The 25,720-nt window shown below is 32.2% G+C and carries 31 protein-coding genes; 4 read left to right on the top strand and 27 right to left on the bottom strand.

The features are described 5' to 3' along the window. Nucleotides 1–75 precede the first annotated feature (75 nt). Nucleotides 76–2,376, bottom strand: coding sequence for a M28 family peptidase (locus BMZ09_RS14140; RefSeq protein ID WP_090841787.1), 2,301 nt, complete (start codon nucleotides 2,374–2,376; stop codon nucleotides 76–78). A 112-nt stretch (nucleotides 2,377–2,488) separates the two neighbouring features. On the opposite strand from BMZ09_RS14140, the gene BMZ09_RS14135 reads away from it, so the two are divergent. Continuing rightward, nucleotides 2,489–2,956, top strand: a complete 468-nt coding sequence (locus BMZ09_RS14135; RefSeq protein WP_090841785.1) for a CBS domain-containing protein — start codon at nucleotides 2,489–2,491, stop codon at nucleotides 2,954–2,956. Nucleotides 2,957–2,958: 2 nt separating this feature from the next. Here the strand turns inward: BMZ09_RS14135 and BMZ09_RS14130 are convergent, their stop codons facing one another. Genes BMZ09_RS14130 through BMZ09_RS14115 form a run of 4 tightly spaced genes read right to left on the bottom strand, consistent with a single transcriptional unit; the run spans nucleotide 2,959 to nucleotide 5,725 of the window. Next, on the bottom strand, nucleotides 2,959–3,651 hold the full coding sequence (locus BMZ09_RS14130; RefSeq protein WP_090841782.1) for a hypothetical protein: 693 nt from the start codon (nucleotides 3,649–3,651) through the stop codon (nucleotides 2,959–2,961). Between the two features lie 54 nt (nucleotides 3,652–3,705). Next, a complete protein-coding gene (locus tag BMZ09_RS14125; RefSeq protein ID WP_090841780.1) occupies nucleotides 3,706–4,830 on the bottom strand; it encodes a DUF2891 domain-containing protein in 1,125 nt (374 codons plus the stop codon). 4 nt (nucleotides 4,831–4,834) lie between these two features. After that, entirely contained in the window at nucleotides 4,835–5,182 is a 348-nt protein-coding gene (locus BMZ09_RS14120) for a hypothetical protein (protein WP_090841778.1), read from the bottom strand. Nucleotides 5,183–5,188: 6 nt separating this feature from the next. Continuing rightward, nucleotides 5,189–5,725, bottom strand: coding sequence for a GNAT family N-acetyltransferase (locus BMZ09_RS14115; RefSeq protein ID WP_090841776.1), 537 nt, complete (start codon nucleotides 5,723–5,725; stop codon nucleotides 5,189–5,191). A 267-nt stretch (nucleotides 5,726–5,992) separates the two neighbouring features. Between BMZ09_RS14115 and BMZ09_RS14110 the strand changes: the two genes are divergently transcribed. Next, the gene (locus BMZ09_RS14110) at nucleotides 5,993–6,325 is read left to right on the top strand and encodes a single-stranded DNA-binding protein (RefSeq protein WP_090841774.1); all 333 of its coding nucleotides are present in this window, start codon (nucleotides 5,993–5,995) and stop codon (nucleotides 6,323–6,325) included. A gap of 69 nt (nucleotides 6,326–6,394) precedes the next feature. On the opposite strand, the gene BMZ09_RS14105 is transcribed toward BMZ09_RS14110, so the two are convergent. The 12 genes from BMZ09_RS14105 to BMZ09_RS14060 form a co-directional block, all read right to left on the bottom strand. Continuing rightward, complete coding sequence (locus BMZ09_RS14105) at nucleotides 6,395–7,546, bottom strand: DUF748 domain-containing protein (RefSeq protein ID WP_090841772.1); 1,152 nt, start codon at nucleotides 7,544–7,546, stop codon at nucleotides 6,395–6,397. A 70-nt stretch (nucleotides 7,547–7,616) separates the two neighbouring features. Continuing rightward, complete coding sequence (locus BMZ09_RS16210) at nucleotides 7,617–7,757, bottom strand: hypothetical protein (protein WP_177183544.1); 141 nt, start codon at nucleotides 7,755–7,757, stop codon at nucleotides 7,617–7,619. Nucleotides 7,758–7,767: 10 nt separating this feature from the next. Further along, entirely contained in the window at nucleotides 7,768–7,980 is a 213-nt protein-coding gene (locus tag BMZ09_RS14100) for a hypothetical protein (RefSeq protein WP_090841770.1), read from the bottom strand. A 23-nt stretch (nucleotides 7,981–8,003) separates the two neighbouring features. Then, nucleotides 8,004–8,462 carry a ferritin-like domain-containing protein gene (locus BMZ09_RS14095; protein WP_090841768.1) on the bottom strand — a complete coding sequence of 153 codons (459 nt, stop codon included), beginning with the start codon at nucleotides 8,460–8,462 and terminating at the stop codon, nucleotides 8,004–8,006. A 37-nt stretch (nucleotides 8,463–8,499) separates the two neighbouring features. Beyond that, entirely contained in the window at nucleotides 8,500–8,970 is a 471-nt protein-coding gene (locus BMZ09_RS14090; protein WP_090841766.1) for an outer membrane beta-barrel protein, read from the bottom strand. A gap of 49 nt (nucleotides 8,971–9,019) precedes the next feature. Beyond that, complete coding sequence (locus BMZ09_RS16080) at nucleotides 9,020–9,172, bottom strand: lmo0937 family membrane protein (protein ID WP_116823882.1); 153 nt, start codon at nucleotides 9,170–9,172, stop codon at nucleotides 9,020–9,022. A gap of 26 nt (nucleotides 9,173–9,198) precedes the next feature. After that, nucleotides 9,199–9,666 (bottom strand): hypothetical protein, encoded by a 468-nt coding sequence (locus BMZ09_RS14085; protein ID WP_090841764.1) that lies wholly within the window; start codon nucleotides 9,664–9,666, stop codon nucleotides 9,199–9,201. Nucleotides 9,667–9,687: 21 nt separating this feature from the next. Beyond that, nucleotides 9,688–10,266 (bottom strand): hypothetical protein, encoded by a 579-nt coding sequence (locus BMZ09_RS14080; RefSeq protein WP_090841762.1) that lies wholly within the window; start codon nucleotides 10,264–10,266, stop codon nucleotides 9,688–9,690. Between the two features lie 266 nt (nucleotides 10,267–10,532). Continuing rightward, on the bottom strand, nucleotides 10,533–12,317 hold the full coding sequence (locus BMZ09_RS14075) for a CHASE3 domain-containing protein (protein ID WP_090841760.1): 1,785 nt from the start codon (nucleotides 12,315–12,317) through the stop codon (nucleotides 10,533–10,535). Nucleotides 12,318–12,320: 3 nt separating this feature from the next. Then, on the bottom strand, nucleotides 12,321–12,767 hold the full coding sequence (locus BMZ09_RS14070; RefSeq protein ID WP_090841758.1) for a response regulator: 447 nt from the start codon (nucleotides 12,765–12,767) through the stop codon (nucleotides 12,321–12,323). Nucleotide 12,768: 1 nt separating this feature from the next. After that, the gene (locus tag BMZ09_RS14065) at nucleotides 12,769–13,338 is read right to left on the bottom strand and encodes a helix-turn-helix domain-containing protein (RefSeq protein WP_090841756.1); all 570 of its coding nucleotides are present in this window, start codon (nucleotides 13,336–13,338) and stop codon (nucleotides 12,769–12,771) included. A 58-nt stretch (nucleotides 13,339–13,396) separates the two neighbouring features. Continuing rightward, entirely contained in the window at nucleotides 13,397–13,759 is a 363-nt protein-coding gene (locus tag BMZ09_RS14060) for a hypothetical protein (RefSeq protein ID WP_143067831.1), read from the bottom strand. A gap of 167 nt (nucleotides 13,760–13,926) precedes the next feature. Here BMZ09_RS14060 and BMZ09_RS14055 point away from each other — a divergent pair, with 167 nt between their 5' ends. Then, on the top strand, nucleotides 13,927–15,093 hold the full coding sequence (locus tag BMZ09_RS14055) for a DUF3095 domain-containing protein (protein WP_090841751.1): 1,167 nt from the start codon (nucleotides 13,927–13,929) through the stop codon (nucleotides 15,091–15,093). Here the strand turns inward: BMZ09_RS14055 and BMZ09_RS14050 are convergent. Next, the gene (locus BMZ09_RS14050; protein WP_090841749.1) at nucleotides 15,090–16,061 is read right to left on the bottom strand and encodes an endonuclease/exonuclease/phosphatase family protein; all 972 of its coding nucleotides are present in this window, start codon (nucleotides 16,059–16,061) and stop codon (nucleotides 15,090–15,092) included. The genes BMZ09_RS14055 and BMZ09_RS14050 overlap by 4 nt on opposite strands. Nucleotides 16,062–16,138: 77 nt before the next feature. Between BMZ09_RS14050 and hflX the strand changes: the two genes are divergently transcribed. Next, nucleotides 16,139–17,368, top strand: a complete 1,230-nt coding sequence (hflX, locus tag BMZ09_RS14045) for a GTPase HflX (RefSeq protein ID WP_090841747.1) — start codon at nucleotides 16,139–16,141, stop codon at nucleotides 17,366–17,368. Between the two features lie 215 nt (nucleotides 17,369–17,583). On the opposite strand, the gene BMZ09_RS14040 is transcribed toward hflX, so the two are convergent. From BMZ09_RS14040 to sufD, 9 genes are all read right to left on the bottom strand, one after another. Further along, entirely contained in the window at nucleotides 17,584–18,513 is a 930-nt protein-coding gene (locus BMZ09_RS14040) for a DUF3078 domain-containing protein (protein WP_090841745.1), read from the bottom strand. 117 nt (nucleotides 18,514–18,630) lie between these two features. Continuing rightward, on the bottom strand, nucleotides 18,631–19,134 hold the full coding sequence (locus BMZ09_RS14035) for a DUF2480 family protein (RefSeq protein ID WP_090841742.1): 504 nt from the start codon (nucleotides 19,132–19,134) through the stop codon (nucleotides 18,631–18,633). A gap of 19 nt (nucleotides 19,135–19,153) precedes the next feature. Next, a complete protein-coding gene (locus BMZ09_RS14030; protein ID WP_090841740.1) occupies nucleotides 19,154–20,989 on the bottom strand; it encodes an ABC transporter ATP-binding protein in 1,836 nt (611 codons plus the stop codon). 12 nt (nucleotides 20,990–21,001) lie between these two features. Beyond that, on the bottom strand, nucleotides 21,002–21,328 hold the full coding sequence (locus BMZ09_RS14025) for a DUF59 domain-containing protein (protein ID WP_090841737.1): 327 nt from the start codon (nucleotides 21,326–21,328) through the stop codon (nucleotides 21,002–21,004). A gap of 61 nt (nucleotides 21,329–21,389) precedes the next feature. Then, a complete protein-coding gene (locus BMZ09_RS14020; protein ID WP_090841735.1) occupies nucleotides 21,390–21,815 on the bottom strand; it encodes a SufE family protein in 426 nt (141 codons plus the stop codon). A gap of 103 nt (nucleotides 21,816–21,918) precedes the next feature. After that, nucleotides 21,919–22,716 (bottom strand): META domain-containing protein, encoded by a 798-nt coding sequence (locus BMZ09_RS14015; protein ID WP_090841733.1) that lies wholly within the window; start codon nucleotides 22,714–22,716, stop codon nucleotides 21,919–21,921. 53 nt (nucleotides 22,717–22,769) lie between these two features. Beyond that, on the bottom strand, nucleotides 22,770–23,984 hold the full coding sequence (locus BMZ09_RS14010; RefSeq protein WP_090841731.1) for an aminotransferase class V-fold PLP-dependent enzyme: 1,215 nt from the start codon (nucleotides 23,982–23,984) through the stop codon (nucleotides 22,770–22,772). A gap of 13 nt (nucleotides 23,985–23,997) precedes the next feature. Further along, nucleotides 23,998–24,258 carry a hypothetical protein gene (locus BMZ09_RS14005; protein WP_143067830.1) on the bottom strand — a complete coding sequence of 87 codons (261 nt, stop codon included), beginning with the start codon at nucleotides 24,256–24,258 and terminating at the stop codon, nucleotides 23,998–24,000. Nucleotides 24,259–24,317: 59 nt separating this feature from the next. Continuing rightward, a complete protein-coding gene (sufD, locus tag BMZ09_RS14000) occupies nucleotides 24,318–25,631 on the bottom strand; it encodes a Fe-S cluster assembly protein SufD (protein WP_090841728.1) in 1,314 nt (437 codons plus the stop codon). Between the last annotated feature and the right edge of the window lie 89 nt (nucleotides 25,632–25,720).

Raw genomic sequence — 25,720 nt, 5'->3', positions numbered from 1 at the left:
ATAATTTTAATTGCGTCAAAACTATGAAAATATTTCATGTTTTGTCTTAAAGGGTTATTAATTAATGAGTTGTTATTATTCTATGGTAATTGTCTTTTTTACTAAGACCGCGTCATTTAAAACAAACGGCTTAGGAATCATATTTGGACTTCTTGGAGGTATACTAAAATGATCGTTTTCTAACAAGTCAAAAGAGGCTTCAAAAAGTTGTAGCTCCGTTTTTTGATTTTTAGGAACGCTAATTTGCATGTCCAACATCTGACCTTTTTCAACATAAAAACTAAAAAGTCTATTGCGCTTCCTGTTTTGAAAGACTAATGAGTCCCCTTTATCACGGTAAGCTTCTACACCATTAATTTTAAAAGATTTAAATAGATTGGTAGAATCTGAAAACAGCTCCATACGCTGAACATCGCGTTGTGGCATAACGCAAATATTAAAAAAGCGGGTGTTGTTAATTATAGTATCATTACTGACTTCTATTTTAGGTGACGGAATAACCTTTACAGGAGCGCTGGAAGCATAAGTGTAACCTGACGCATATTTACTACCAAAAGTATTTTTATTTAACTCAGAGGCTTCTTTTGGTGTGCTACCTAAAAAGTTTTGAGTATAACTATCTAGTGTTTTGTCATAAGTTGCCCAAAGTGCGGTGTTATTGTCTAAATCCAGTGTGTAGACTAGGCTATTTGGTTTTGGTGTGTCGGGTGTAAATGCGGAATTAAAATGTGCCATGAAAAAGGCAACTATTCCGAAGAAAAAGAACATATAACTCCATCTTTTTTTATGTTTTAATTGTCCAAAAACGGGTAGGCATAATCCAAAGATTAACACGACTAATACTGCACTAGCCACTAGCATTTTTAGTCCTAAACCAACGGGAAACATTTTTACAAAAGGCGCAAGTATAAATAACGTTGGGATGCACAATATTGTTAAAAGGAAACTATTAGGTTGTTTTTGTTTAAGTAAAACAAAAAAGGCGGCTAAACTAAAGTATACCGGAATAATAAAAAAGCTGGCACCTTCCAATTTTAATGCAATTGCAGTACAAATTATAAGCCACAATGTTAAAGGAGCAACCAATAAACTAACAGTGTTGTTTACTTTATATGTATTACGATAAAACATAAAACTTATCGCCAGTGTTATTAAAACAAAAAAACAAATATAGGTGTGACCGTTGTAAGTAAAACCATGAAGTAATTCTTTATACTCAGGATATATAAGTAGTAGTAATGACCATCCAAAATAACCAATTATTCCACTAGTGATTAAACTTAACAGAAAGGAATTAAATCCTGTTTTGATAACTTTAAGTTGAAGTTTTCGGTTTCTGAAACCGTAAATAATTAATCCTATAAAAAGTACAATAGCCCATATTAGCATTGGAATAATCCAACTAAAAGGGTAGATTACAGTGTTAAAAAATGGAACATTAAAGTAAATATAGTCTTCTGTACTTTTAACTTGGTCTAAATTTGCTTGGCTAAAATGATGTAATAAAGGCATGATGTAACTGCCCTGATGTTCCAAGGTGTTTCTGTCTAAACGCTCGTAATTATCCATTTTTGTATGATAATCAAAATGATCATCAATAAAAGCAAAGTTGAAACCCTCTATATTTCCATCACGTCTAAAAACAGTTAAGTCGGTATCATTTGGCAACATTTTGTATATGCTATAAGCTAATGAGTTTGCGACAGGAAATTTAGGGTGTGCAGCTACAAATTGTTTCATTAAATTGGCATTTCCACCATTAGTTTCTATCAGCATGTAACTGGGTCCACCGCTTCCTCTAGCTTCAAAATTTAAAACTAAACCAATGTCTTTTGCCCAGTGGTGTTGGTTAACAAATAAATCGGCACCATTTAAACCTAATTCTTCAGCATCCGTAATACCAATTATAATATCATTTTTGGGCTGTTTTCCATCTGCTAAAAAAGCACGTAAACCTTCCAGAATTGTTACCACTCCAGAACCAGCGTCACTAGCACCAATGGCACTATGTGGATTACTATCGTAATGCGTTAATAACATTAATGCTTTAGTATTTGCAGTTCCTTTTATTCTTGCAAGTATGTTTATTGGTTTTGCTAAATTACCCCATTTACTTATAGTGTAACCTTCTTGAAGTTGGGGCTCTAATCCTAATTTTTCTAATTCTGAAACAATATAGTTTCTCACCTTAGTGTGCTCCTCGCTACCCGTATAATGTGGTTTTTTAGAGATTTCGGCTAATTGAATTAAAGCACGTTCTGTAGAAAATTGATTTAAGGGGGTCTCTAAATCTGAAATTTTATTAGGTAATAAAGCATCAAAACTGGCGTAAACAGCAAGAATAATTATAAGTATAGCAAGCGCTTTTTTTAACATTTTAAGGATGGTTAATTAGTTGATATAAAAGTAGTAAAATATTGCGTGTGTTAACGGTTTAGGTTAAATGCTTTAAAATCAGTAACTTTAAGTGAAATAAAAAATAACAGGTATGGGAATTAAAAGTTTTGAAGGTCCTAGAAAAGGACAACAACAAGCAGAAAGTAATCAATCCTTAAAGGTTAGTGATTACATGACAAGAGATTTAATAACTTTTAAAGCAACACAAAGCGTAGAAGAAGTAATAGATACATTGATTAAATACAAGATTTCTGGAGGTCCGGTGGTTAATGAAAAAAACGAATTAATTGGTATTATCTCTGAAGGTGATTGTATTAAACAAATTAGTGAAAGTAGATATTATAATATGCCGACACAAAATAATAGCGTGGAGCAACATATGGCAAAAAATGTAGAAACAATAGACGGAAATCTTAATGTCTTTGATGCTGCTAATCGTTTTTTAGAATCTAAACGCAGACGTTTTCCAATAGTAGAAGACGGAAAATTAGTAGGACAAATTAGCCAAAAGGATATATTAAAAGCAGCTATGCAATTAAAAGGACATAACTGGAAATAGTGTTACGCACGACCATGTTTTGGTCGCAATGCTTCGGGTGTATCCGTAATTAAAATTTTCTCATTGGTTGTAGCCGTAAGGGATGCTATACTTGAGTAGTTGTAATTTTTTACAGGATTGTCTAGTTTTATCCATTTGACATGACCCGCTACAGTTATGCGTTCTCCAACTTCTACGATAGCTTCAGTATAGCGTAGTTGTTTATTTAAACCAAAGACAGATTCTGTTTTAATATTATATGCTTCTAGAAGTGCTTTAAATTCAGGGGTGGGATCTTTAAACGTGCCAGAGCTTACTGTTTTATCCGTATCTAAATAATCATAATAGTTTTTTGGGTCTTGCATCGGGAAAATAATAAGACGCTCTCCTGTTTGCTCAACAAAAAAATCTTGAATTCTTTTTTCGTTAACTATTGTTTTCCAATGTGCGCTTTTACCATTACTTTCTTTTCTCTCAATTTTAATTTTATAAAACACGCATTTACGTTTGCTTAATGGTGCTATTAAAGGATCTCCAATGTTAAGTGCAGTACCTTCTATTTTAGCAAAACGGTTATTTTGTAGACTACCAATTCTACTAAAACCCACTTTTTTTAATCGTCTTAAAATGGTTGTTTTGGCACTAAAATAATAGATTAATAAAATAATAATTGCAATAGCAAAGGCTATTAGAAAAACAATAATGGGCATTGACATTTTAAAAGACGGTTTATGGGTGTTATATTATTAGTATAAAAAAGGAATAATTAGTTACAATTCTTGCGTTCCAGATTTTAAAGCATACAATGCAAAAGATGCTAACCAATGCGCACCAGCATATTCACCAGAATCCATTTTATTATAGCTAGCATTAAAATGGGTATTAGCTAAGGCCATCATATTTTGGTTGTCTAATATCAAGCCCATTTCATACAAACACCAAGCGCGACTAAAATTTAAACCATCCAAATGTGCCATTTTACCATCCGTTTTATCAACCACTTCTACAGTGTTTATAAATTGTGATGGATTGTGTCTAAAATCAGGTAAAAACGCATCCAACCATTTGATGTACTCTGTTTTTGGTAACACTTTAGCCATAAGTGAGGCTTCCTGTAGGCAAGGTGATAAAAAATCAAAACCTCCAGGCTCCCAAGTTATCGGGCACCCTTCATCTTTTAAATAAAATACTTTGGCTTTGTCAATAATTACCTGTTCTAATTTTGGATTGTATTTTTTAGCATAATCCAATGCAAAACTCATCCCAAAAGCGGTATTTGGATGTTCTCCAACACGGATTGGATAATTTAATTTATTAAAAAAAGCGATGCATTTTTCCTCAATAAGTGCTGTTAAAGGGGCTAGGTTTTTTGATAGTTGTTGGCCTTCCGGCGTGTCCCATTCTTTTAGGCTTTCAGCTAATTTAAGTAGCCAAGCCCAACCATAAGTACGTTCAAATGTTTTGTTGTATTGGTCATCAAAATAGTCTATTTCCTTTAAAATATTTGTTTCTGTTAAGGTTGCTTTCAGCTTAGCTAAAACAACATCTCTAGATTCAAAATCAGGAAAATCTTTTAAAATATTAACCAAAGTCCAATGTCCATGTACAGAACTGTGCCAATCAAAACAGCCATAAAAAGCAGGGTGTAACTGCTGTGGTGTTTTTAAATATGTGTCATCTCCTAAAACCTGATTTAGTTTGTTAGGATATTCTTGATCCAAACAAGTGTATGCAAAATGATATAGATATGTTGCTTTTTTTCCGTCAAGCGGAATTGGAGTTACGTTTGCTACAACTTGATTTTTAGTTACATCAAGATTAGGTGTGGGTGCTACGTTATTGTTTTTATTACAGCTAAAAATGAAAACTAGCAGTAAAAGAAATAGGTTTTTCATAGTATTATTGGCGTTTTACAAGTGCATAAAAATCGTTGTCTAAAGGTAAGTAGCCTTGGTCATAAACAAAGTAGTAAATAGTACCAGCTTTTGTGGTGTAAATACTTGTAAAGTAATTAAAATCGAAACCTTTGGCTTCTAATTTAGTTTTGGTAGTTTTTGTTTTTTGATCAGGATTTAGGCTTTCTAAAATGCGCCAATTTTTACGTAGACGGTTATTAATGTTACGGATTAAGTTTTTACCATCCTTGTTAACTTTATTGTTATGTGCATTTCTACAACCGTCACTACAGAATTTTTTATCTATCCGACCAACTATTTTATCTCCACATTCGGGACAAGCTTTATTCATGATTGTTTATAAATTAGGGTTTTTAATGGCGTACCAACGTAATTGTATAGCGTCTTCGGGATAATAAAAATCTTCAATATAATCTAGACCTATTTTTAACAGGGCATTGTGTGATGCTTCATTTTTTATTTCGGTTAAACCGAAAATAGTATCTAACTTCAGTGTTTCAAAGCCATAATTAACAGCAGCTTTTCCAGACTCTGTGGCATACCCTTTATTCCAATATTTGGGTATAAGTCGGTAACCAACGTCGTAAAAATTAGTGTGATTGTTAAACGTGTAATCGTCAATAAGTTTTAATCCAGACCAACCAATAAAATCGCCCGACTTTTTTTCTATAAGTGCTAATCTACAAATGCCATGTGCTTTATATTTTTGCTTACATGAGGTAATGTATTCTAAACATTGGTCTTTATTGGTTACGGGTTTGTTCCCTAAATATTTATGTACTAGTGGATCGGAATCTAATGCAAACAGCCCATCCACATCTTGGTCTTCAAACTCGCGAAGTAGTAACCGTTCTGTTTCTATGTAAATACTCATACTTATTTTTTATGGTTGAATTTTTTTTTCTCAATTACTAATTCAAAATATATTCTAGCTTCTGAGTGATAGAAAATAATGGTGTAAATAATTGTATCATAAATAGTTAAATTGAAAAGGAAAGATACGTAATTTCCGTTTACAAACGACAACAAACGTTTACAACCGACATTAAATGCGTAACTACCGATTAATATTTGGTTACTAAATCATCTTTGCAGTGTTGAATGGAACTAATGAAATTCAATACTATTAAAACCTTATCTTATGAATACGTTAAGAAACAAAGTACAGTTAATTGGAAACCTTGGACAAGATCCTGAAATTATTAATTTAGAATCTGGTAAAAAGTTAGCAAGATTTACATTAGCCACAAACGAAAGTTATAAAAATGCAAAAGGCGAGAAAATTACAGATACGCAATGGCATCAAATTGTTGCGTGGGGAAAAACCGCAGACATTATAGAAAAATATGTTATCAAAGGAAAAGAAGTGGCTATAGATGGAAAGTTAACCACAAGAAGTTGGGAAGATAAAGACGGTATGAAACGTTATACAACAGAAGTACTTTGTAATGAATTGTTGTTGCTAGGGAAGTAGTGGTTTGTAATAATTTGACACAAAAAAGGAGGCTAAATAGCCTCCTTTTTTTATTGTAATTTTCTTTTTCTAGTCTTTATTTTTTTTCGCTTCTCTTTCTTCTTTTCTCAGCGCTCTTTTTTCTTTTCTGGTAAGTTCTTTGTCTGTAAATGCATCTTTAAACTCTATATCATCATCAATTTCTCCTTTAAATGCACTGATCCATCCATTTTTAAATATACCTCCTATAGTAGTTAGTACACCAGATTGGATATTATTTAAATCGCCTTCCATTGGTATTTTAGTAGCAATAGTATCTGTACTTTGATTTTTTAAAACAAATTTGAAAAAGCCCACAAAACCTTCCCAAATAACACCAAGGACACCATCGTCTTTACCTATTAGTTTGGAGTCTTTTAAAAGTGGTTTCATGTAACCTTTAAAATAACCGTCCGCTATTGCAATTTCACTATAAAGTCCAAATGTACCAGACTCAAAATCAATACCGCTATAGTGTCTTGTAAATGGATTTAAACTTGTTACATCTGCATCTTCCAATGCAAAGGACACATCCATGTCTGGTATTTCTTTAATAATATTGACGTTACCATTAAGTGTTACTTTCCCTCCTCCAATGGACAGGGCTGTTGCTGTAATTGGAGATGGTAAGATTAGCTCATTTTCTTTTACATTTCTTAAGTTGTCAGCTTGTAACGAGATAGTATTAAATTGTAAATCGATATTTGGATCCGTATTTAATTGTACATAGGCTAGTTTACCATTTTTAATGTCTAAATGGTTAATGTCTATCGGGACTAAGTTTGTTAATGCTTTGGTCCAATCGTCAACATCAGGTGCTGTACTTGCTGTTTCTTGATCTTCTTGTACGTAGATTATTTCAGGATCAGTCATTAATATTTCACTAACAATATGTCCTTTTAGTAACGATTTCCATTCTATTGATATATCTGTTTTTGGAAATTTTAAAAAAGGAATCTGTGTTTTGGCATTGACTTTATTTAAGTACATACCATTAATAACATAAGCGCCTCTTATTAACGAAATATCAATATCTTCTACTTGTCCGTAATAACCAGGTATATCGGCTAGTACTTTGTTTACATTGTCTTTAACTAGTATTGGTAAATAAAGTCTAAAAGCAATTAATACCACTATTAAAGTTAAAGGTATCAAATACCTTTTCTTTTTAATTCCTCTGTTTTTCTTTGTTTTTAGTGTCATATTGCTCTTAGTATTATTCAAAAAAAGGCTCACTTACGCGAGCCTTAAGGTTTTACAATATAATGTAAATTTAGTCTACTGCGTCTTCAACATCATCCTTTACACTTTCTACTGCGTCTTCTACTTTTTCTCCTGTTGTTTCTTCTCTGCATCCAGATAATGTTATTGCTAAACAAAATAAGACTGCAAATGCATATGGTGCTTTTTTCATTTTGTATAGTTTAAGATTTGTCTTTAATTTTGATTTCATCGTCAGTAATTTTCACCTTTTTAGTTTCGGTTTCCATTTTGACTTTGTTGTCTTTAATTTTCATCTCAGCACCATCATCTTTCATCTCTTCCATTACCTCTTCCTTTTTAGTTTGCTCTCTACACGCCACAAATGAGGTGCTTAAAACAGCTAGTGTCAGGAATGTATATATTAATTTTTTCATGATTTTTGGTTTTTAAGGTTAGTTTATCCTATGATGTCTTCCAGTTTTTTTACGGTGTTTAATGCCGATCTTACTGTGGTTAACTGAGTTTGAATAATTGTTTTGATTTCAGAATCTTCATTAAAACGTTCTAGCTTTTCTTCGTATTCCGTTAAACTTGCTTTTTCACCTCTGATACACTCTTCTAATAAGGCTTCATCGGTATCTGACGTTAATGTAGATTTTACATTAATCCATCCTCTATGTAAATCTCCAGTTAAAGTTCCAGATGCTTTTGGCTCTGCGTTATGTTTTCTAATTTGAAAGTCCAACTCAGTTGCAAATGTGTTACGTTGTAACGCTTTTTGTTGCATCCAGTTTTTTAATGGCTGGTTTTCTGTTTTTTGCATGACCTGTTTGTATCCAGCTTCTGCATCGTAATTTTTTTGTAATAAATCTTGTAAAGTGTTTACTAATTCTTTATTGTCTTTTGTGATTTTCATGGTTTTGAGTTTTTGTTGTGTTAATAATAATTTGTTTTTAGAATCTATAGCGTATCCCTAAGGCTATATCAAAATCTACATCGTCACTATAATCATCATCAAATCCTAATTCTGGTCTAAAGTCTAATGATAATTGTAAGGGAATATCAAAATTATATTCGATACCAATGTCTCCTGCTACTAATGCAAACGTCCCATCGTTATTTCCGTTATCGTAAGATCCAAATCCGGCTCCAGCACCAACGTACCAGTTAAAACTGTCGTCTATTGGCATTACCCATTGGTATAAACCAACTAGTTTAAAAACGTCTAAGTTATCTGAGTCTCTCCAACCTAAATCAAACTCTAATCTGTTGTTGTCATTTAGGTGTCTTTGGTATGAGATTTCTGCTCCAAGACCATCATTGTCTCCTAGTCTTAAACCTAAAGCGTTTTTAGATATGTCTTGAGCGTTAACTGAAAATGCTGTAAGTGTAAGGGCTAGTACTGAGAATATTAATGTTTTCATTTGTTTTAGCTTTATGTTTTTAATGTTTTGTTTTAGTTAAGTCGTCTTGTTAGACTCCTTTTCCTCCAATAAGTCTTAATAAAATGGCAATTACTGCTATGACTAATAATATGTGAATTAATCCACTTGCACTGTAGACAAAAAAGCCTAATGCCCAACCAATTACTAGTATTACTGCGATGATATAAAGTAGTCCTCTCATGATGTTATGTTTTTTAGATTAATAGTTTATTTGTTTGGTTTAAAAGATTCGATAATTTTAGACTTAGGGACTTCTGTATTACCCATTAGTTTTACCATTTTTTCTGCTTGATCTGCACTTGTTGCTACGCCTGTTGCATAACCGCGATCTGTTACGACTCCCCAAGTATAAACTTGCTCTGTACTTTTAGCTTTACTTAGATTTATACTAGTAATATCTTTTTGAAGTATTGTTGCTGTTTTAGAGACCATTGCTATTTGTTTGTTGGCATCCTTTAAATTGTCTGCAGTTCCTGTAAAAGCACCTGTGGTTGTTTTTACAGACCATTGATAAATTTGCGTTTCGGCATCATTTTCTGGCTCAATAGGTGTATTAATTGGTAATGTTATGCTAGTATCTGTTAATAGTTGTTGATCTAGTAAATCAAGTTCTGCTGCGTTTGCGAATAAAGTACTTGAAGCGATAAGTCCTAATGTAATAATTGCTATTTTCATAGTTAGATGTTTTAATTGTTGTTAACTGTTAGTGTTAAGGGTGTTAATTATATTTTTTGTTCTGGTTAAGCTGTCGTTAATTTTTGAATCTGCTTTAACAATCAGTTTTTTAAACGTTTTGCTATTTGTTGTTTTTGATAGCTTGTCTAAAAGAAAGAGCTGATTATCTATTATAGCTTTCAATTTTTGTAATGCTTTTATTTTGTTTTCTTGGCTACTATCTAATACAATATTACTGGGTGATATTTCTGAGTAATTTGGTATTGATATTAGTTTGTTAGTGGCTACTGTATTAAATGCTTCAGCTATTTCAATGTGCGTTTCTTCTATCTTTTTTATTAATGCTACTGCGCTATCCTTAGTGACTACATGTTGTAATTTTTTACTTAAGTGGATAACATCTTGATTATCCTTTGATAACATTAATAATAGTTTTGCTTCGTTTTTATTAGTTGCTATTGTTTGTTGTGTTTGCTCTGTTTCTTTATTCTGTTGGCTTTTACTTTTAATAAATTCGTCACAAGAATTAAAACTTAAAGCAATTAGTAATACTGTAAAGAAGAGCACAACTGTAAATCTTCTATTTTTCAGATATTTCATTTTTTTATTACTTGTTAATTATTGTTGGTACAAAGATGCAACCGACTTGTTTGTTTGCTGTTACATCATTTTTGATATTGTTTACAGAATTAGCATCTTGTGTGTTACATTCCGTTTTAAATACAATGCAAAGTTGCGATATAACAAGAGGTTTGCTGTTACATCATTTTAGTATAAGGTTATATTATTTCAATATAGTGTTACATTTTATGCATAAAAAAAGCCTTACGAGATGTAAGGCTTTAGATATATTAAAATAAAATAATTTAGTCAATTGGGAGGAAAACGGTAAAGGTTGCACCTTTATTAGGTTCTCCCTTTGCGGTGATATACCCTTTATGGTTTTCTACAATTTTTTTGCATATAGATAGACCAATTCCGGTTCCAGAATATTCGTCTTTGTTATGTAGTCTATTAAACAGTGTAAATATTTGCTCGGCATATGTGTTATCAAAACCAATACCATTATCTGTAAATACTAGTTTATGATAAAACTGATTTTTAGGTTTTGTAATACCGTCTTCTTTATCTGCTTCTACAACTTGATGTGTGATTTCTATTTTTGGAATTACACCTTCTGCTTTGTATTTAATAGCGTTACCCAATAGGTTAACAAATAGTTGCTGAATTTGAAACGGGATGACTTTCATAGACGGAAATGCATCTGATGTTATAATAGCATTTTCTGCCGAAATAACTTCTGCTAGGTCCTGTTTTGCAGCTTCAAAAATCAAGTTTATATTAGAGTCTTCAAAAACTTTATCGGCTTTGTTTGATCTAGAAAATTGTAATAAATCATCAATTAGTAAACGCATTCTAGTTGCTGCATTTTTGATTCGGTCTATATAACGAATCCCTTTTGGTGACAATTTATCAACTTCTTCATCTTCTAATCGTGATAAAAAAGTTTGAATTTTTCTTAGTGGTTCTTGTAAATCATGACTGGCAACATAATTAAAAGAAGACAATTCTTTGTTGTTTCGTTCCAACTCCGCATTACGCTCTTCTAGTACTTTAAAGCTAATAATTTCGTCAGTTATATCTGCTGTTGTGCCAAGTAACACGGTTTCATCTTCATCATTAACTAAAGATTTACCATAAGCCTTTAGATGTTTTACATTTCCATTTTTATGAACCACTCTGTAATAGATGTACGGTAGCTCAACATTCTCCTTCATTTGTTCTACTTGCTTACTTAGCTGCTCGACATCTTCTGGATGTACGTAGGTTAAAAAGTTTTCTATGGTAGGTTTAAAAGATTGTGGCTGTTCGCCTAATAATCTATATAAATTATCAGAATAGGTAAATGTGTTTGTTTTTACATTCCAAGTCCAACTACCGTGTTTACTTACAATTTCTGACTGGTTTGTGGATTCTTTAAAAATTTCTAATTCTTCGTTAGTAGCTTTTAACTGTTTGATGTTTTTGTAAATACTATTGTATGCAGCATACATTAATAATAACGAACATAACAATAAGGAAAACAATAATAAAGGCGTTGCCATTAAGTCGCTTTTATATTCGTTATTTCGTTGGTTTAGAAGGTTGTTTTGTATAGCAATAGCGCCCTTAATTTGATCTCTAATACTATCCATTAACACTCTACCATTCTTGAAGTTTTGGATAAAAGCAGGATCATCAATATCATTTTTTGGTAAAGACCTGTAAGACGTTTGAAAAGCTAATAACCTTTTGTTAATTAATAGGTTTAGATCCTTTAAGCTATTGGTTAAAGTAGTATTGTCTTTTGCTAAAACTTTAAGCTCTGCAAAACTGTTGTTTATTTTACTACGTCCTGAAATATAAGGCTCTAAAAATATAGAGTCGTTAGTAATTATATAGCCACGTTGCCCTGTTTCGGCATCTTTTAAATAAGACAAAACCTGCTCTAACTCGACATTTACCTTATATGTATGGGTAATCATCTCAGAAGACTTTGTAACCTCAGTAATACTTCTGTACGTTAAGGCACCAACAACAAGAATAACCAATGCGCTTATATAAAGCATGGTTCTTAAAAAGGAAATATTATTTGATAATGTTTTAATCATAGTTTAAAAACGAAGTAAAAAGTTGTCTTTATTCATGCTGTTAGTGTGGTATTGCCAGTTAATGGTAACAACTTCGGCTAATACTTTTTTTAGTGTTTTAAAATCACTTGGTTTTTTAATATAAATATTTGCGCCTTGTATAAAAGTGTTTTCAATGTCTTCTTCGGATGCTGAGGTCGAGTAAATTGCAATTGCAATATCTTTAAATTTAGGGTTTTGCTTGATTTCTTTTAAGCATTCCAAACCTGATTTTCTTGGCATATTTAAATCTAAAAACAATACGTTTGGTAGCAAAGCATCATCACTATTTAAATAGTCCATTAAGTAGACACCGTCATTAAAAGTTTTAACTCTTGTGGTTATTTTAATGTCATCAAATGCATCGGTAAAAAACAACCTATCATCTTCGTCATCATCTGCTAGCGTGATGTTTATATAATCTTCCTGCATATTAGTCTGTCTTATTTTGTTGGTTTAAGGCTCTTCTTTTGGCAATAATTCGCTGAAAAGCGGATGGTGTAATTCCCGTTGTGTTTTTAAACTGTGTGCTTAAATGCGCTACGCTTGAATAGTTAAGTCTGAAAGCAATTTCAGTTAAACTGAATTCTTGTTTAATAATTAATTGTTTTGCGAATTCTATTTTTTGAAGAATTATAAAATTCTCAATAGAAGTATAGGTAACTTCAGAAAACAAGTTACTAAGATAGCCATAGCTATGTTCTAAAGTTTCGGCTAAATATACAGAGCTTTTTACGTTTACCACAACGTCTTCATTAAACACCATATCAATAATAGTGTCTTTAATTTTCTGAACCAAAATACTTTTTTGATTCTCAACAATATCAATTTGATAATTTGCTAAAGCATTTTGCAGTTGGTCTTGTTTTTCTTTAGATAGTTTTTCTAAAACTTCTATTTCGCCAAAACCTACAGACTTATATTTAATATTATTATCATTTAGTATTTGCTCTAAAACTATTTGGCAAATGGCATTAAAATCGAATTTAAAAAACAATGTCATAGTAAATAATTAAGTTACAAAATAAAGATAATCTTATAAAGATACTAAATTCTAATTTTTAGTTTTTAATAACAATTTTAGTGATTTTAGCTAAATTGTTAATAGTGTATTTGGTAAGGTCTTCGGTTGCTTTTTGATCTAAAACAAATACAGTGTCTTGGGTGGTAATTACTACATTTTGATTGTTATTGGTCTGGACAGTGTAGTTTGGGACCTTAACTTTTATATCAAAATAAGTGTCATTAATAGTAAGTCCTAAGGCTTGATTAATAGAAGTGGTTTTGTCTGTGTTGTTAGTAGTTTTTGTAGTATTTATTGGAGTTAAATGACTCACTATTTTCACCTCGTTATTTGTAGACATAATTATTAATGGCATTATGCAAAGGGTAGTAATTATTAAAAGGATTTTGTTGGGTTTCATAATTTTAGATTGTGATTAGTTAATGTCCAACAAAGGTATTGTGACTTTATTTTTTTTAGTTACACAATTTTTTAGTGTTGTTATATAATTTGCAATGACATCTGATTATTGTGTTAATAACGTATCTTTAAAATCTGAGTGTTTATTTAAATAATGCTTATTGATGTATGAAATCTGATTTGAATTTTTATAAAAAAATCTCTAAAAATAGTCTGCCCTTAACAGACCTTTTAAAGGATGAGAGCTTGTTTTCTAGTGTGCCTAAAAATTGGTCTATTGTTGTGACGGATATCGAAAACTCAACAGCAGCAGTAGCAAACGGGTTTCATAACGACGTTAATTTGTGTGCTACAGGTAGTATAATAACAGTTTTAAATACTATAAAAACAGTTAATAAAAAGATTGAAATCCCTTATTTTTTTGGAGGTGATGGGTCTACATTTATTATACCTAATACTATATTAACTCCCGTTTTAGAGGCTTTAAATAATTATAGTCAACATATAAAAAACACTTTAAATCTTAATTTAAGAGTAGGACATTTAGAGCTAGAAAAGGTTTATAACAATAATGTAACCTTAAGGATTACTAAGCTTAGACACAACAAATACCTTACAACTCCCGTGGTTTTAGGTAATGGTATAAAATATGCCGAAAACGTTATTAAAGATAATTTTAAAGCGTCTCATGGTGATACTAGTGTATTAACACTTAACCTAGAAGGTATGGAATGTCGATGGGACGAGATTTACCCAAGTCAAACCGAGAAAAAAGTGATTTGTTTACTTGTAAATTGTAATGACGAAAAAAAGCAAGCCGAAATATACGGGACAATAATGAATGAGATTAACTATGTTTTTGGCGACTTAAACAATCGTAATCCAATTACCGCTTTAAAACTTAGGCTTAACACATCCATTGAAAAAATAAAAAAAGAAATGCATGTTAAGTTGGGTAAAAACAAAACCAGCTATTTATTAAACAATTGGTTAATTACTATTTTTGGAAAGTACTATTTTAAGTTGTTTAAAGCAGGTAAGCGTTATGTGTATAAGGTTAGCCAATTGTCTGATACCATTATGTTAGATGGGTCTATTAATACAGTAATTTCTGGTACTAATAAACAGGTTAGTAGGTTGCAAATATTGTTGGATGATTTAGAGTCAAACAATAAAATTATTTACGGATTACACACCACACACGCGTCTATTATGTCTTGTTACATTCAAGATCGTAAAGAAAAACACATCCATTTTGTAGATGGTACAGAAGGTGGGTATACTAGTGCAGCTATTATGTTTAAAGAAAAACTTAAAAACAGAAACTTTAATTAGGTTAGTTTTTTCTTTAAAATCATGTACACCGGAAAATGATCACTATAACCGCCTTTGTAGTTTTTTCCAACATAAGTACGGTAAGGTGTGCCTTTATATTTGCCATCTAATTGTTTTAAAAAGTCCGCATCGTAAATATCTGCTTTGACATATCTAAGACTTTTAGGTTTACTCTCAAAAAAGTTAGGCGTAAATAATATTTGATCAAACAAGTTCCATTCAGAGTGGTGACTTGTTGTCCCTCTGTCAATAGATATTAAAGTTTCCATTGGATTAAATAATCCCTGGTTTTCCATTAATAGTTCTATGCTTTTATCATTTGGATTATCATTAAAATCGCCCATAACAACAATTCTAGCATCCGGAATATTATCTTTTAAGGTACTAATAATAGCCTGTAAATTAGTAGAGGCTGTAAGTCTTTTGTGTTCGGTTTCATAACCTCCCGTGCGTCGTGATGGCCAATGGTTTATTAAAAAATGAATCGATTCACCTAAAAACAACCCAGACACTAGTAATATGTCTCGGGTATAATCAGAGCTGCCATCCTCATTTTTAAAACTAAACGTAAACACCTCAGAGTTGGTCACTTTAAATTTTTCGCTATCGTAAACAAAAGCGACATCAATACCGCGTTCATCTTTACTATTGTAATGCACAAATTGGTAGGCATATTCTTTTAGATGTTTGGAGTTAATTAAATCTTTTAAAACAGCTTCATTTTCTATTTCGGCCAAACCAATAATCGCAGGATGTGCTTTCGTTTCCTTTTTACCAATGTTAGAAATGGCATACCCAATTTTACGTAGCTTATTATTATAGCGTTTTATAGTCCAACGTTTTTCTGAGGTTGGAATAAAGTCTCTATCACGCGTTAAATCATCCTTATAAATATCAAATAGATTTTCTATATTATAAAAAGCAAATGTGTGCTGTAAGGTTTTTGTTTTAAAGATGTTAAATTTCAATAGTATAAATTTAGAAGCCTAAAAATAGCGAATTTATTATGGATACAATTGCGTAACTTTGTAGTATAATTATTTATATGTTAGAAAAAAAAGATATATCGCTTGAAAAAGCAGTTTTAATTGGTGTTGTAACTAAAGAACAAAACGAAGAGAAATCTAAGGAATACCTTGATGAGCTTGAGTTTTTGACCTTTACAGCAGGTGGTGAAGTATCAAAACGATTCACCCAAAAAATGGAAATGCCTAACCCTAAAACATACATAGGGACAGGTAAAATGGAAGAGGTAAGACAGTATATTGAAGACAATCACATCGGGACTGCTATTTTTGATGACGAGTTATCGTCGTCTCAAGAGCGTAACATAAGTAAAATCCTAAACGTAAAAGTATTAGATCGTACCAATTTGATTCTGGATATTTTTGCACAGCGTGCACAAACTAGTTATGCCAGAACACAGGTAGAGCTAGCACAATGTCAATACCTATTACCAAGACTAAGAGGGATGTGGACACACCTTGAGCGTCAAAAAGGGGGTATTGGTATGCGTGGACCTGGAGAGACAGAAATCGAAACAGATAGACGTATTGTCCGTGATAGGATATCCTTGCTTAAAGACAAGATAAAGACTATTGACAAGCAAATGTCAGTACAACGTGGTAATCGTGGTAAGATGGTCAGAGTAGCTTTAGTTGGATATACCAACGTTGGTAAATCTACTTTGATGAACACTGTTAGCAAGTCTGAGGTCTTTGCCGAAAACAAATTATTTGCAACCCTTGATACAACTGTTAGAAAAGTAGTCATTCAAAATCTACCTTTTTTATTAACGGATACCGTAGGGTTTATCCGCAAGTTACCAACACAATTAGTAGACAGTTTTAAAAGTACCTTGGATGAGGTTAGAGAAGCAGATCTATTATTGCATGTTGTAGATATTTCGCATCCAAATTTTGAAGACCATATTGAGTCTGTAAACAAAGTTTTGGGCGAAATTGATAGCGCAGACAAGCCAATAATAATGGTGTTTAATAAAATAGATGCTTACCAGGCCAAACCATTTGACGAGACGGATTTAATTGCCGAGCGTACCGGAGAACATTTCTCTTTAGCAGAATGGAAAAAAACATGGATGAGCAGAGTAGGAGAACATAACGCACTATTTATTTCTGCCTTAAACAAACGTAATTTAGAAGATTTTAAAAAGCGTGTTTATGATGAGGTTAGAGAAATACACGTGACGCGTTTCCCGTACAACCATTTCTTATATCCAGATTACGATTACGATAACTTAGACGAGGAAGAGTAGTATAATGTGGGCGTTACCCTAAAAAGGGTCAGGCTGTCCGTTATATCTTTTTTGTAATACTAGTAAACCTGTTTGTTGTTTATAGACCTAACAGTTAAAATTAAACTTGGTTAACAGTAAAATAGTTTACAAAAAAGGATGCCACTTCCATCCTTAACGCATAAAAAAAAAGCACCTTAAAAAGGTGCTTTTTTTATTATGTATTGTAATTACTATTATAATTGGTAGTTTAAACCAACTAACCAGTAAGATTGTAATTTGTTATCAGCACCAGATAAAGTAGTATCTTGGAAGTTAGCAGCTTCTTGTTTGTTGCTTCTTAAACCAAAGTCAAAACCAACACCAATCATTTTCCATAAGTTGTAACCAAAACTGTTTATCCAAGTAAAGTTAGATAAATCTCCATCTTCATAAGATTGGAAAGTAGAGAAGTTAGATTTAAAGCTAATTGCTCCAATTTGACGTGTATAGTCAGCAACTATTTTTGCTCCTAAAGACGACTGAAAAACAGCATCGTTTTTAGCAAATACAAAGTTGTAGTTTAATGGGTGAGCAACAACTATTAAGTTTTCAATAGGTGTCCAAGTTAAACCAACACCAACATCTAAATATCCTGGGTCGTTAAAGTTATCTAAGATTGTAGTTCTGTACTCCGCTAATCCAGATACAGCTAAGTTTTTAGCAATGTTTCTTCCGTATAAAGAAGAGATGTTAAAAACATCTGTAGTAGCATCAAAATCTTTATCATCAACTTCAAAAGGAGTTCCGTCTAAATTGTCATTAGCTTTGTCGTCTAATTTTACCCATCCTAAGTTTACGTTAAGATTGTTTCTCCAGAAAAACTTTTCTTCAATTAAGTTAGCAAAACCGTTAACAGTTATACCAATGTTTCCAGAAGCGTTGTTTGCTGCACTTTGAGAGTACCAGTTGCTAAATTCAGAAATACTTCCTCCAATAGTACCAAAAGCACCTTTTCTCCATCCTGGTAAAGCATCTATTTGCGCTTGTAAAGCATTAGCTTCTGCTTGTGCTGCATCAGCAACAGCTTGCTTTTCTACCTTTTGAGTGTGTAATTCTTCTTTTGTTTGGGCATTCATAGAAACCATTCCTAATAATAATGCACCTGTTAAAAATATTTTTTTCATAATTCTTATAGTTTTAGTAAATCGGTTGCAAAGATACGGTTTAGAACTAATAACTTTAAAAATAACAAAAAAACACAAACAACTAATAATCAATTAGTTGTATTTTTAAAGAAGTGGTTAACGTTTAAATAATGGCACAAAAGAACACGCCTCGCCGTACATGATGTTTTTAGCGTAAGGTTTAAGCTTATTTGTTATCATAACATAAGCGTTTATAGGCACTGGCAGCTTACTGCAGCCTTTAATAATAACCGGCTTATCCTGGTAAATAGTACCATCAATTGCATTAATTATGTCTTGGTAAATAGCAGTCTCTAAATCTTCAAGTGTACCAATATGGCTCTTTTCGACAAAAGGCTGTAAATTTACGACCAGTAACATAAAAGCCCAATCCGGAATGATAGCATCGGCGCTACATGTGATAGCTACGTACTGATTTTGGTACTGACTCCAGTCATGATTTTTGATGTAATTTCTAAAATCTTGCTCTTTTAAAACCAATTCTTGAAACAACCAATCCTTAATATCTAGCACAACACGTTTTCCTTTTGGATAATAATCCTCAAGGTCAATAGTTACTAGTTTGCTATTCGCAACGCGATTAATAATCTCTTCAGCCATAATTTAAAAATAAGTAATATTATTGGTAACCTTCTGCTTGTAGTTTAAATAAGTCGGCATATAATGACTGATTAGCCATTAACGCTTCATGTGTACCCATTTCTAGTACACGACCTTCGTCTAATACTAAAATCTTGTCTGCTTGTCTTACAGTGCTAAATCTGTGCGAAATGATAATACTGGTTTTGTCTTTTGTTAAACCTATAAAACGATCAAAAACATCGCTTTCCGCTTTAGCATCTAAAGCAGAGGTAGGCTCGTCCAAAATCATCACTTTAGCATCTTTCATATATGCTCTAGCTAATGCTACTTTTTGCCATTGTCCACCAGACAATTCTTGTCCTTTAGCAAAACGTTTTCCTAGTTGTTGGTCGTAACCTTTTTTAAGTTCTGACACCACTTGGTTTGCTAAACTTAGCTCGGCTGCATTTTCAATTTTTTCTTGATTGTTTATTTCTTTAATATCACCAATAGCAATGTTTTCTCTAACGGTAAATTCGTATTTAAAAAAGTCTTGAAAAATCACACCAAAAAAAGCTTGATATTTTGCTTTGTTAAATCTATTAATATTAACGCCATCTAATAATATTTCGCCAGACGTAGGTTCGTAAAAACGTAATAATAACTTAGTTAATGTTGTTTTACCAGCACCATTTTGACCAACAAAGGCTAATTTTTCTCCTGCTTTAATTTTAAAGCTAATTCCTTTTAATATTTTGTTGTCAGATTCTGGATAAGAAAATTCCACATTTTTAAATTCAAACCCTTCACTTATCGTTTCTGGTAGTGGCATATCCTCGTTATGTTTTGGTTTTATTGAAATATCAATAAAATCAAAATAGTCTTTTAAATATAATGCGCTTTCTGATATACGTGTAAACTTAGAAAAGAAGTCTTGTAAGTTTCTTGTTAATCTATTAAAAGCACCCGATAAAAAGGTTAATTCTCCTAAAGTAATAACGCCAGAAATAACACGATAAATTATAAACACATACGCACCATAATAACTTAAGGTTCCCAAAACATTAAAGACAAAACCTAAAGCCGATCTTTTTATTGCCAGTTTTTTGTTGAGGTCGTAATATTCTTGAGACAGGTTTTTAAAACGGTCTACTACAAAGTCTGTTAGACCAAATAGTTTAATTTCTTTTGCTGTTTTATCATTTGCCCCTATAAATCTTAAGTAATCTAATTCTCTACGTTCTGCAGTCCAACCTCTAGCTAAAGAGTATTGTTGTTGACTAAAATAGATTTCATTTATAAAAGACGGAATAATACTTAATACTAAAAGGATAATCAGATAGGGTTCAAAGTATATTAAACCGGCAACAAGTGTTGCAATGGATATTAAGCTTTGTACTTCTCCTAATGCATTTGACATTAAACCAACACGACTAGTGGTTTGTGTTCTGGCACGTTCTAATTTATCGTAAAATTCAGAATCTTCAAGTAGACTAATATCTATTTGATTGGTTTTTTTTATGATTCTTACAGAGGTATCAATAGAGTAGGCGTCACCTAATAAACTATCCGTCAATTGTATGGCGCGACTAATTAAATCGGACAATACAATTAAACCAAACTCGATACCAACATAGGTCCAAAGCTGTGTAAGGTCCGAAGCATCTAATTTGGTTTGTATTATAATTTCGTCAATTATTATTTTACCAATCCATAAAATAATAACTGGTAAAACAGCACCAATAAGTCTGCAAAAGGCAGAGCCTAAAAATAGTTTTTTATTGGTGTTCCAGATTTCTTTAAAAAATCTAGGGATATAAATTAAAGCGCTAAAAGATTTTTTGAGATTGGTTTTATTACCTTCTTTTAGCGATTTTGGTGCTTGTCTAGCCATTGTGTTTTGGCATTAAAGCATACCAAGCTCTAGTTTAGCTTCTTCACTCATTAAATCTTGCGTCCATGGTGGATCAAAAGTAATTTCTACTTCGGCATCCTTAACATCGTTTAAAGATTTTACTTTTTCTTCTACCTCTAAAGGTAACGTTTCGGCAACAGGACAGTTAGGTGTTGTTAATGTCATTAAGATTTTTACATCATAATCTTCGTTAACAAAAACATCGTAAATTAATCCTAATTCGTAAATGTCTACTGGTATTTCTGGATCAAAAATGGTTTTTAAAACCTTTACTATTTTTTCTCCTAATTCTGCTGTATCTATTGTAGTCTCGCTCATTTTATACTTTTTCATTTCCTTTTAAAAAGAAAATTTGTTTTTTTAATTCCGCTTAAGCGAATTAATTTAATTGTGTTTGATATGCTATGGCATACATTTTTATCTGTTTGATCATACTTACTAAACCGTTAGCTCGTGTTGGAGATAAATGTTCTTTTAAGCCAATCTCGTCGATAAAATCTGTGTTTGCGTCTAGGATATCTTTTGGGTGCTGATTAGAAAATACGCGTATTAAAATAGCAATAATACCTTTAGTTATAATGGCATCACTATCAGCTGTAAATTCTATTTGATCATCATTAAGCTCTGCATGTACCCAAACTTTACTTTGGCAACCCTTGATTATATTGGATTCTGTTTTGTATTCTGGAGCTATAAGCGGTAATGATTTTCCTAAATCGATCATGTATTGATAACGCTCTTCCCAGTCTTCAAACATGGAAAATTCATCAATAATCTCGTCTTGTATTTCTTTTATAGTCTGCATTTTCAATATAATTTCAGGTGCAAAATTAATCAATATTCACTGATTAATTACTAAAGAAGTCTTAAAGATAATTTTGAAAATTTTACGCTTCTTGTTTAGCTTGCTATTTGGTTAGTGCGAAAATCTTGTTTACTAGTACTGCGATTGCTGCTGGAGGATTTCCGGCATCAAAAGAGGGCGTACTATATTGCTTACCATTAACTATGATGGTTAAACTTGCTGCTGCTGCACCGTCATATTGATGCGCTTTGCTTGGTGGGTCAAGCTTTTCAAGAGTTTCTATATCTATACTATCTGTTAAATCTTGTAATGTTGACCAATCCGCTTTACTACAGGTTTTAACTGTTGCTTTTTCTGATCTATTAAATTGTGATTTTATAGTGTTTTGATCTATTTCTATTAACGTATAACTACCTCTAGTTGATGCGGAGTATCTAAATGACATTCCGTTATCTTGTTTTTGTGTATCTGCAGTACCCGATGCTTGCATACCGTTAAGTAGTTCTTTTTTATTGTGTAATAACGTAATGGCGTTGCCAGTTACTTTGTAGTTTGTAGTTTCTTGTAGTGTTTTTAGAAAGTTGGTTTCGATTGTGTTTTCTGCTTCTGGACACATTTTTTTAGTAGATCCTAATTGGCTAAAAGTGATTTGGTCTCCATCCACTGCATATGTACCGAAAAAATTATTACATCCAGAAAAACCATATACACGATTTGTAGCATTGTCAAAGCCTATTGATAATTTAGAATTAGTTGTTGCTTTACCTTCTAGAGTAGTTACACTGTAAGTTCCGTTAAGTGGTGTTGCTGACATATCTTGAGTTAAGCTACTTTTTGTGTCTTGAGTTGAACCACAACTGTTAAGAAGAATAGAAAAAAGTAAAATAGTAATTGTTTTCATAGAAGTAATATTTTGGTATTTGATTATAATATTACAAAAAAGAAGCCAAACTATTAAGATAACATCATTTTTGCTTTTTTAACACCTTCAACTAAAGCGTCAATTTCGGATTTTGTATTGTAAAAGGCAAAAGATGCTCTGACTGTGCCAGGAATCTTATAAAATGCCATAATTGGTTGTGCACAATGGTGACCAGTACGTACAGCAATACCCATTTTATCTAGTAAAGTACCAACATCGTAAGGATGTATACCTTCTAAATTAAAAGATATAACTGAAGTTTTGTTTTTTGAGGTCCCGTAAATTTTTAGACCATCAATAGCTTCTAGTTGTTTTGTACCATAGTCTAGTAACTCGTGCTCATAATCTGCTATTGCATCAAATCCGATAGCATTCATGTAATCCAATGCAGCACCAAAAGCTATTCCACCACAAATATTGGGTGTTCCTGCTTCAAATTTATGAGGTAAACCAGCATATGTTGTTTTTTCAAACGTGACTTGGTCAATCATTTCTCCACCACCTTGATAGGGTTGCATTTTATTAAGCCATGCTTCTTTACCATATAGCATTCCAATACCTGTCGGTCCACAAATTTTGTGAGCAGATGTTACATAAAAATCAGCATCCAAAGCTTGCACATCAGGTTTGATATGTGGACAAGCTTGTGCGCCATCTATCAATACTGCAGCACCAACTTTATGTGCTTGATCAATAATACTTTTTATAGGGTTTATTGTTCCTAAAGCATTTGATATATGATTAACAAAAACAAGTTTTGTTTTATTTGAAAGTAATTTAGAGTACGCGTCCATATCCAACTCGCCTTCCAAAGTCATTGGAATAACCTTTAGGATAGCGCCTGTTTTTTCGCATAACATTTGCCAAGGAACAATATTACTGTGGTGTTCTAGAGCAGATACAATAAGCTCGTCATCTTTTTGTAATAGTGTAGCAAAACCATTAGCAACTAAATTTATACTATGCGTTGTTCCTGACGTAAATATTATTTCGTGTGCTTTTTCAGCATTAAAATGATGTTGTATTGTCAGTCTTGCTTCTTCGTATTTATCAGTTGCTTCTTGACTTAGTGCATGTACGCCTCTATGTATATTTGCATTATAGTTAGAATAATAATCTACTATTACATCTATAACTTGTTGTGGTGTTTGTGATGTGGCAGCATTATCAAAATACACCAACGGTTTACCATTTACTTGTCTTTTAAGTATTGGAAAGTCTTGACGTATTTTATTGATATCTAACATAATTGGTAATAAATTAAAACGCTTTTGATATGGCTTTAAACAGCATAATAAATAATGACACGCAAATAGCAAGTGTTACTATTAGCGCTAAAGCAACTTGATAAGTTTTTATGTTACCTTTTGCTAGTAAATTAGTCAGGTTTTTAAAAACAAAAACCGAAAGTACCAATAACATATAAGTACATGATAATCCAACAAAAGTTAATAATATACCATCAAAAAAACCACCTTTAGTCATGTAAAAAAGACCTCCGGTAACAATTGCAATTAGCAAGCAAATGCTAATTAATTTGATGAAAACTTTATTCGAAATGTTTAAAATATCCATATTTTTTACAAATCAAAACCAATGTTAACACCTAATTTTGTTGCTATAATTTTAGTGATACGTTGTTTTAATTCTGGAATTTTTACAGATTTTAAAACGTTGTTACTAAACGCATACATTAATAACCCTTTAGCTTCTTTTTCAGGAATACCTCTAGATTTCATGTAAAATAAAGCGCTTTCGTCTAATTGCCCAATCGTACACCCATGAGAACATTTTACATCATCTGCAAAAATCTCAAGTTGAGGTTTAGAGTTTATTGTTGACTTGTCGCTTAACAATATGTTGTTGTTAGATTGAAACGCATTTGTTTTTTGTGCTTCTTTATTAACAATTACTTTACCGTTAAAAACACCAGTTGAACTATCGTTAAAGATCCCTTTGTAATCTTGGTGGCTTTCGCAATTTGGCTCTATATGATGTACTAATGTATTGTGATCAACGTGTTGTTTGTCTCCAATAATAGTTACACCGTTTAATGTAGAGTCCATGTGCTCTCCATTTTGGTAAAAGTTAAGGTTGTTACGCGTTAATTTTCCTCCAAAACTAAACGTATGAACAGACACGTGACTTTCGCGTTTTTGATCAACAAATGTGCTATCAATTAAAGACGCATTTTTATTATCGTTTTGTATTTTGTAATAATCTACAATAGCACGTTTGTTTGCAGCAATCTCTGTAACCGAGTTAGTTAAAACTGGATTGTCTGTAACACTTTGGTGACGTTCTATTATTTGTACATGTGCATTTTCTTCAACAACAATTAAGTTACGTGGTTGTAATAACAACGTCGACTCATTTCCTGTAGAGAAATGTAATATTTGTATTGGTTTTGCAACCACTTTATTTTTAGGAATGTGTATGTAAGCCCCTTCTTTAGAAAACGCAGTGTTTAAAGATGATAGTCCATCTTTTGTAGCGATTTTATTAAAGTAATTGTCTATTACCAACTGGTATTTAGGCTTGCTTAAGGCAGCTGACATTAAACACACATCAAGTCCGTCATGAGTCGTTTCTGATAAGTGTGACGAGTATTTTCCGTCAATAAACACAATCTTGTAAGTGTCTATGTCGTGGATAAAGTATTTTTTTATATCATTATACTCTAATGCGTTTTCTTGCTTTGGAAACACGCTGTAATCGTGTTTTAAAACACTATTTAATGACGTGTATTTCCAAGCTTCGTCTTTTTTAGTAGGAAAACCTTCTGTTTCAAACGTTTTTATTGCTTCGCTTCTAATGTCATGTATTTTAGAATCTATATCTACATGATTTTCGAATGCTATAAAAGAGGATACTAATTTATCTTTTAAACTCATATTGTTCAGTTTTCAGCTACAGCTTGCTTTTATTAATATTATAATAAAGACAACGTTTGGCTGGGTACTATTTATTGATTTTGAAACTA

It is taken from the genome of Olleya namhaensis (genome assembly GCF_900114005.1).
GTDB lineage: Bacteria > Bacteroidota > Bacteroidia > Flavobacteriales > Flavobacteriaceae > Olleya > Olleya namhaensis.
Note: the sequence above shows the minus strand (reverse complement) of the source record. Positions and strands in the feature narration are given on the sequence as shown.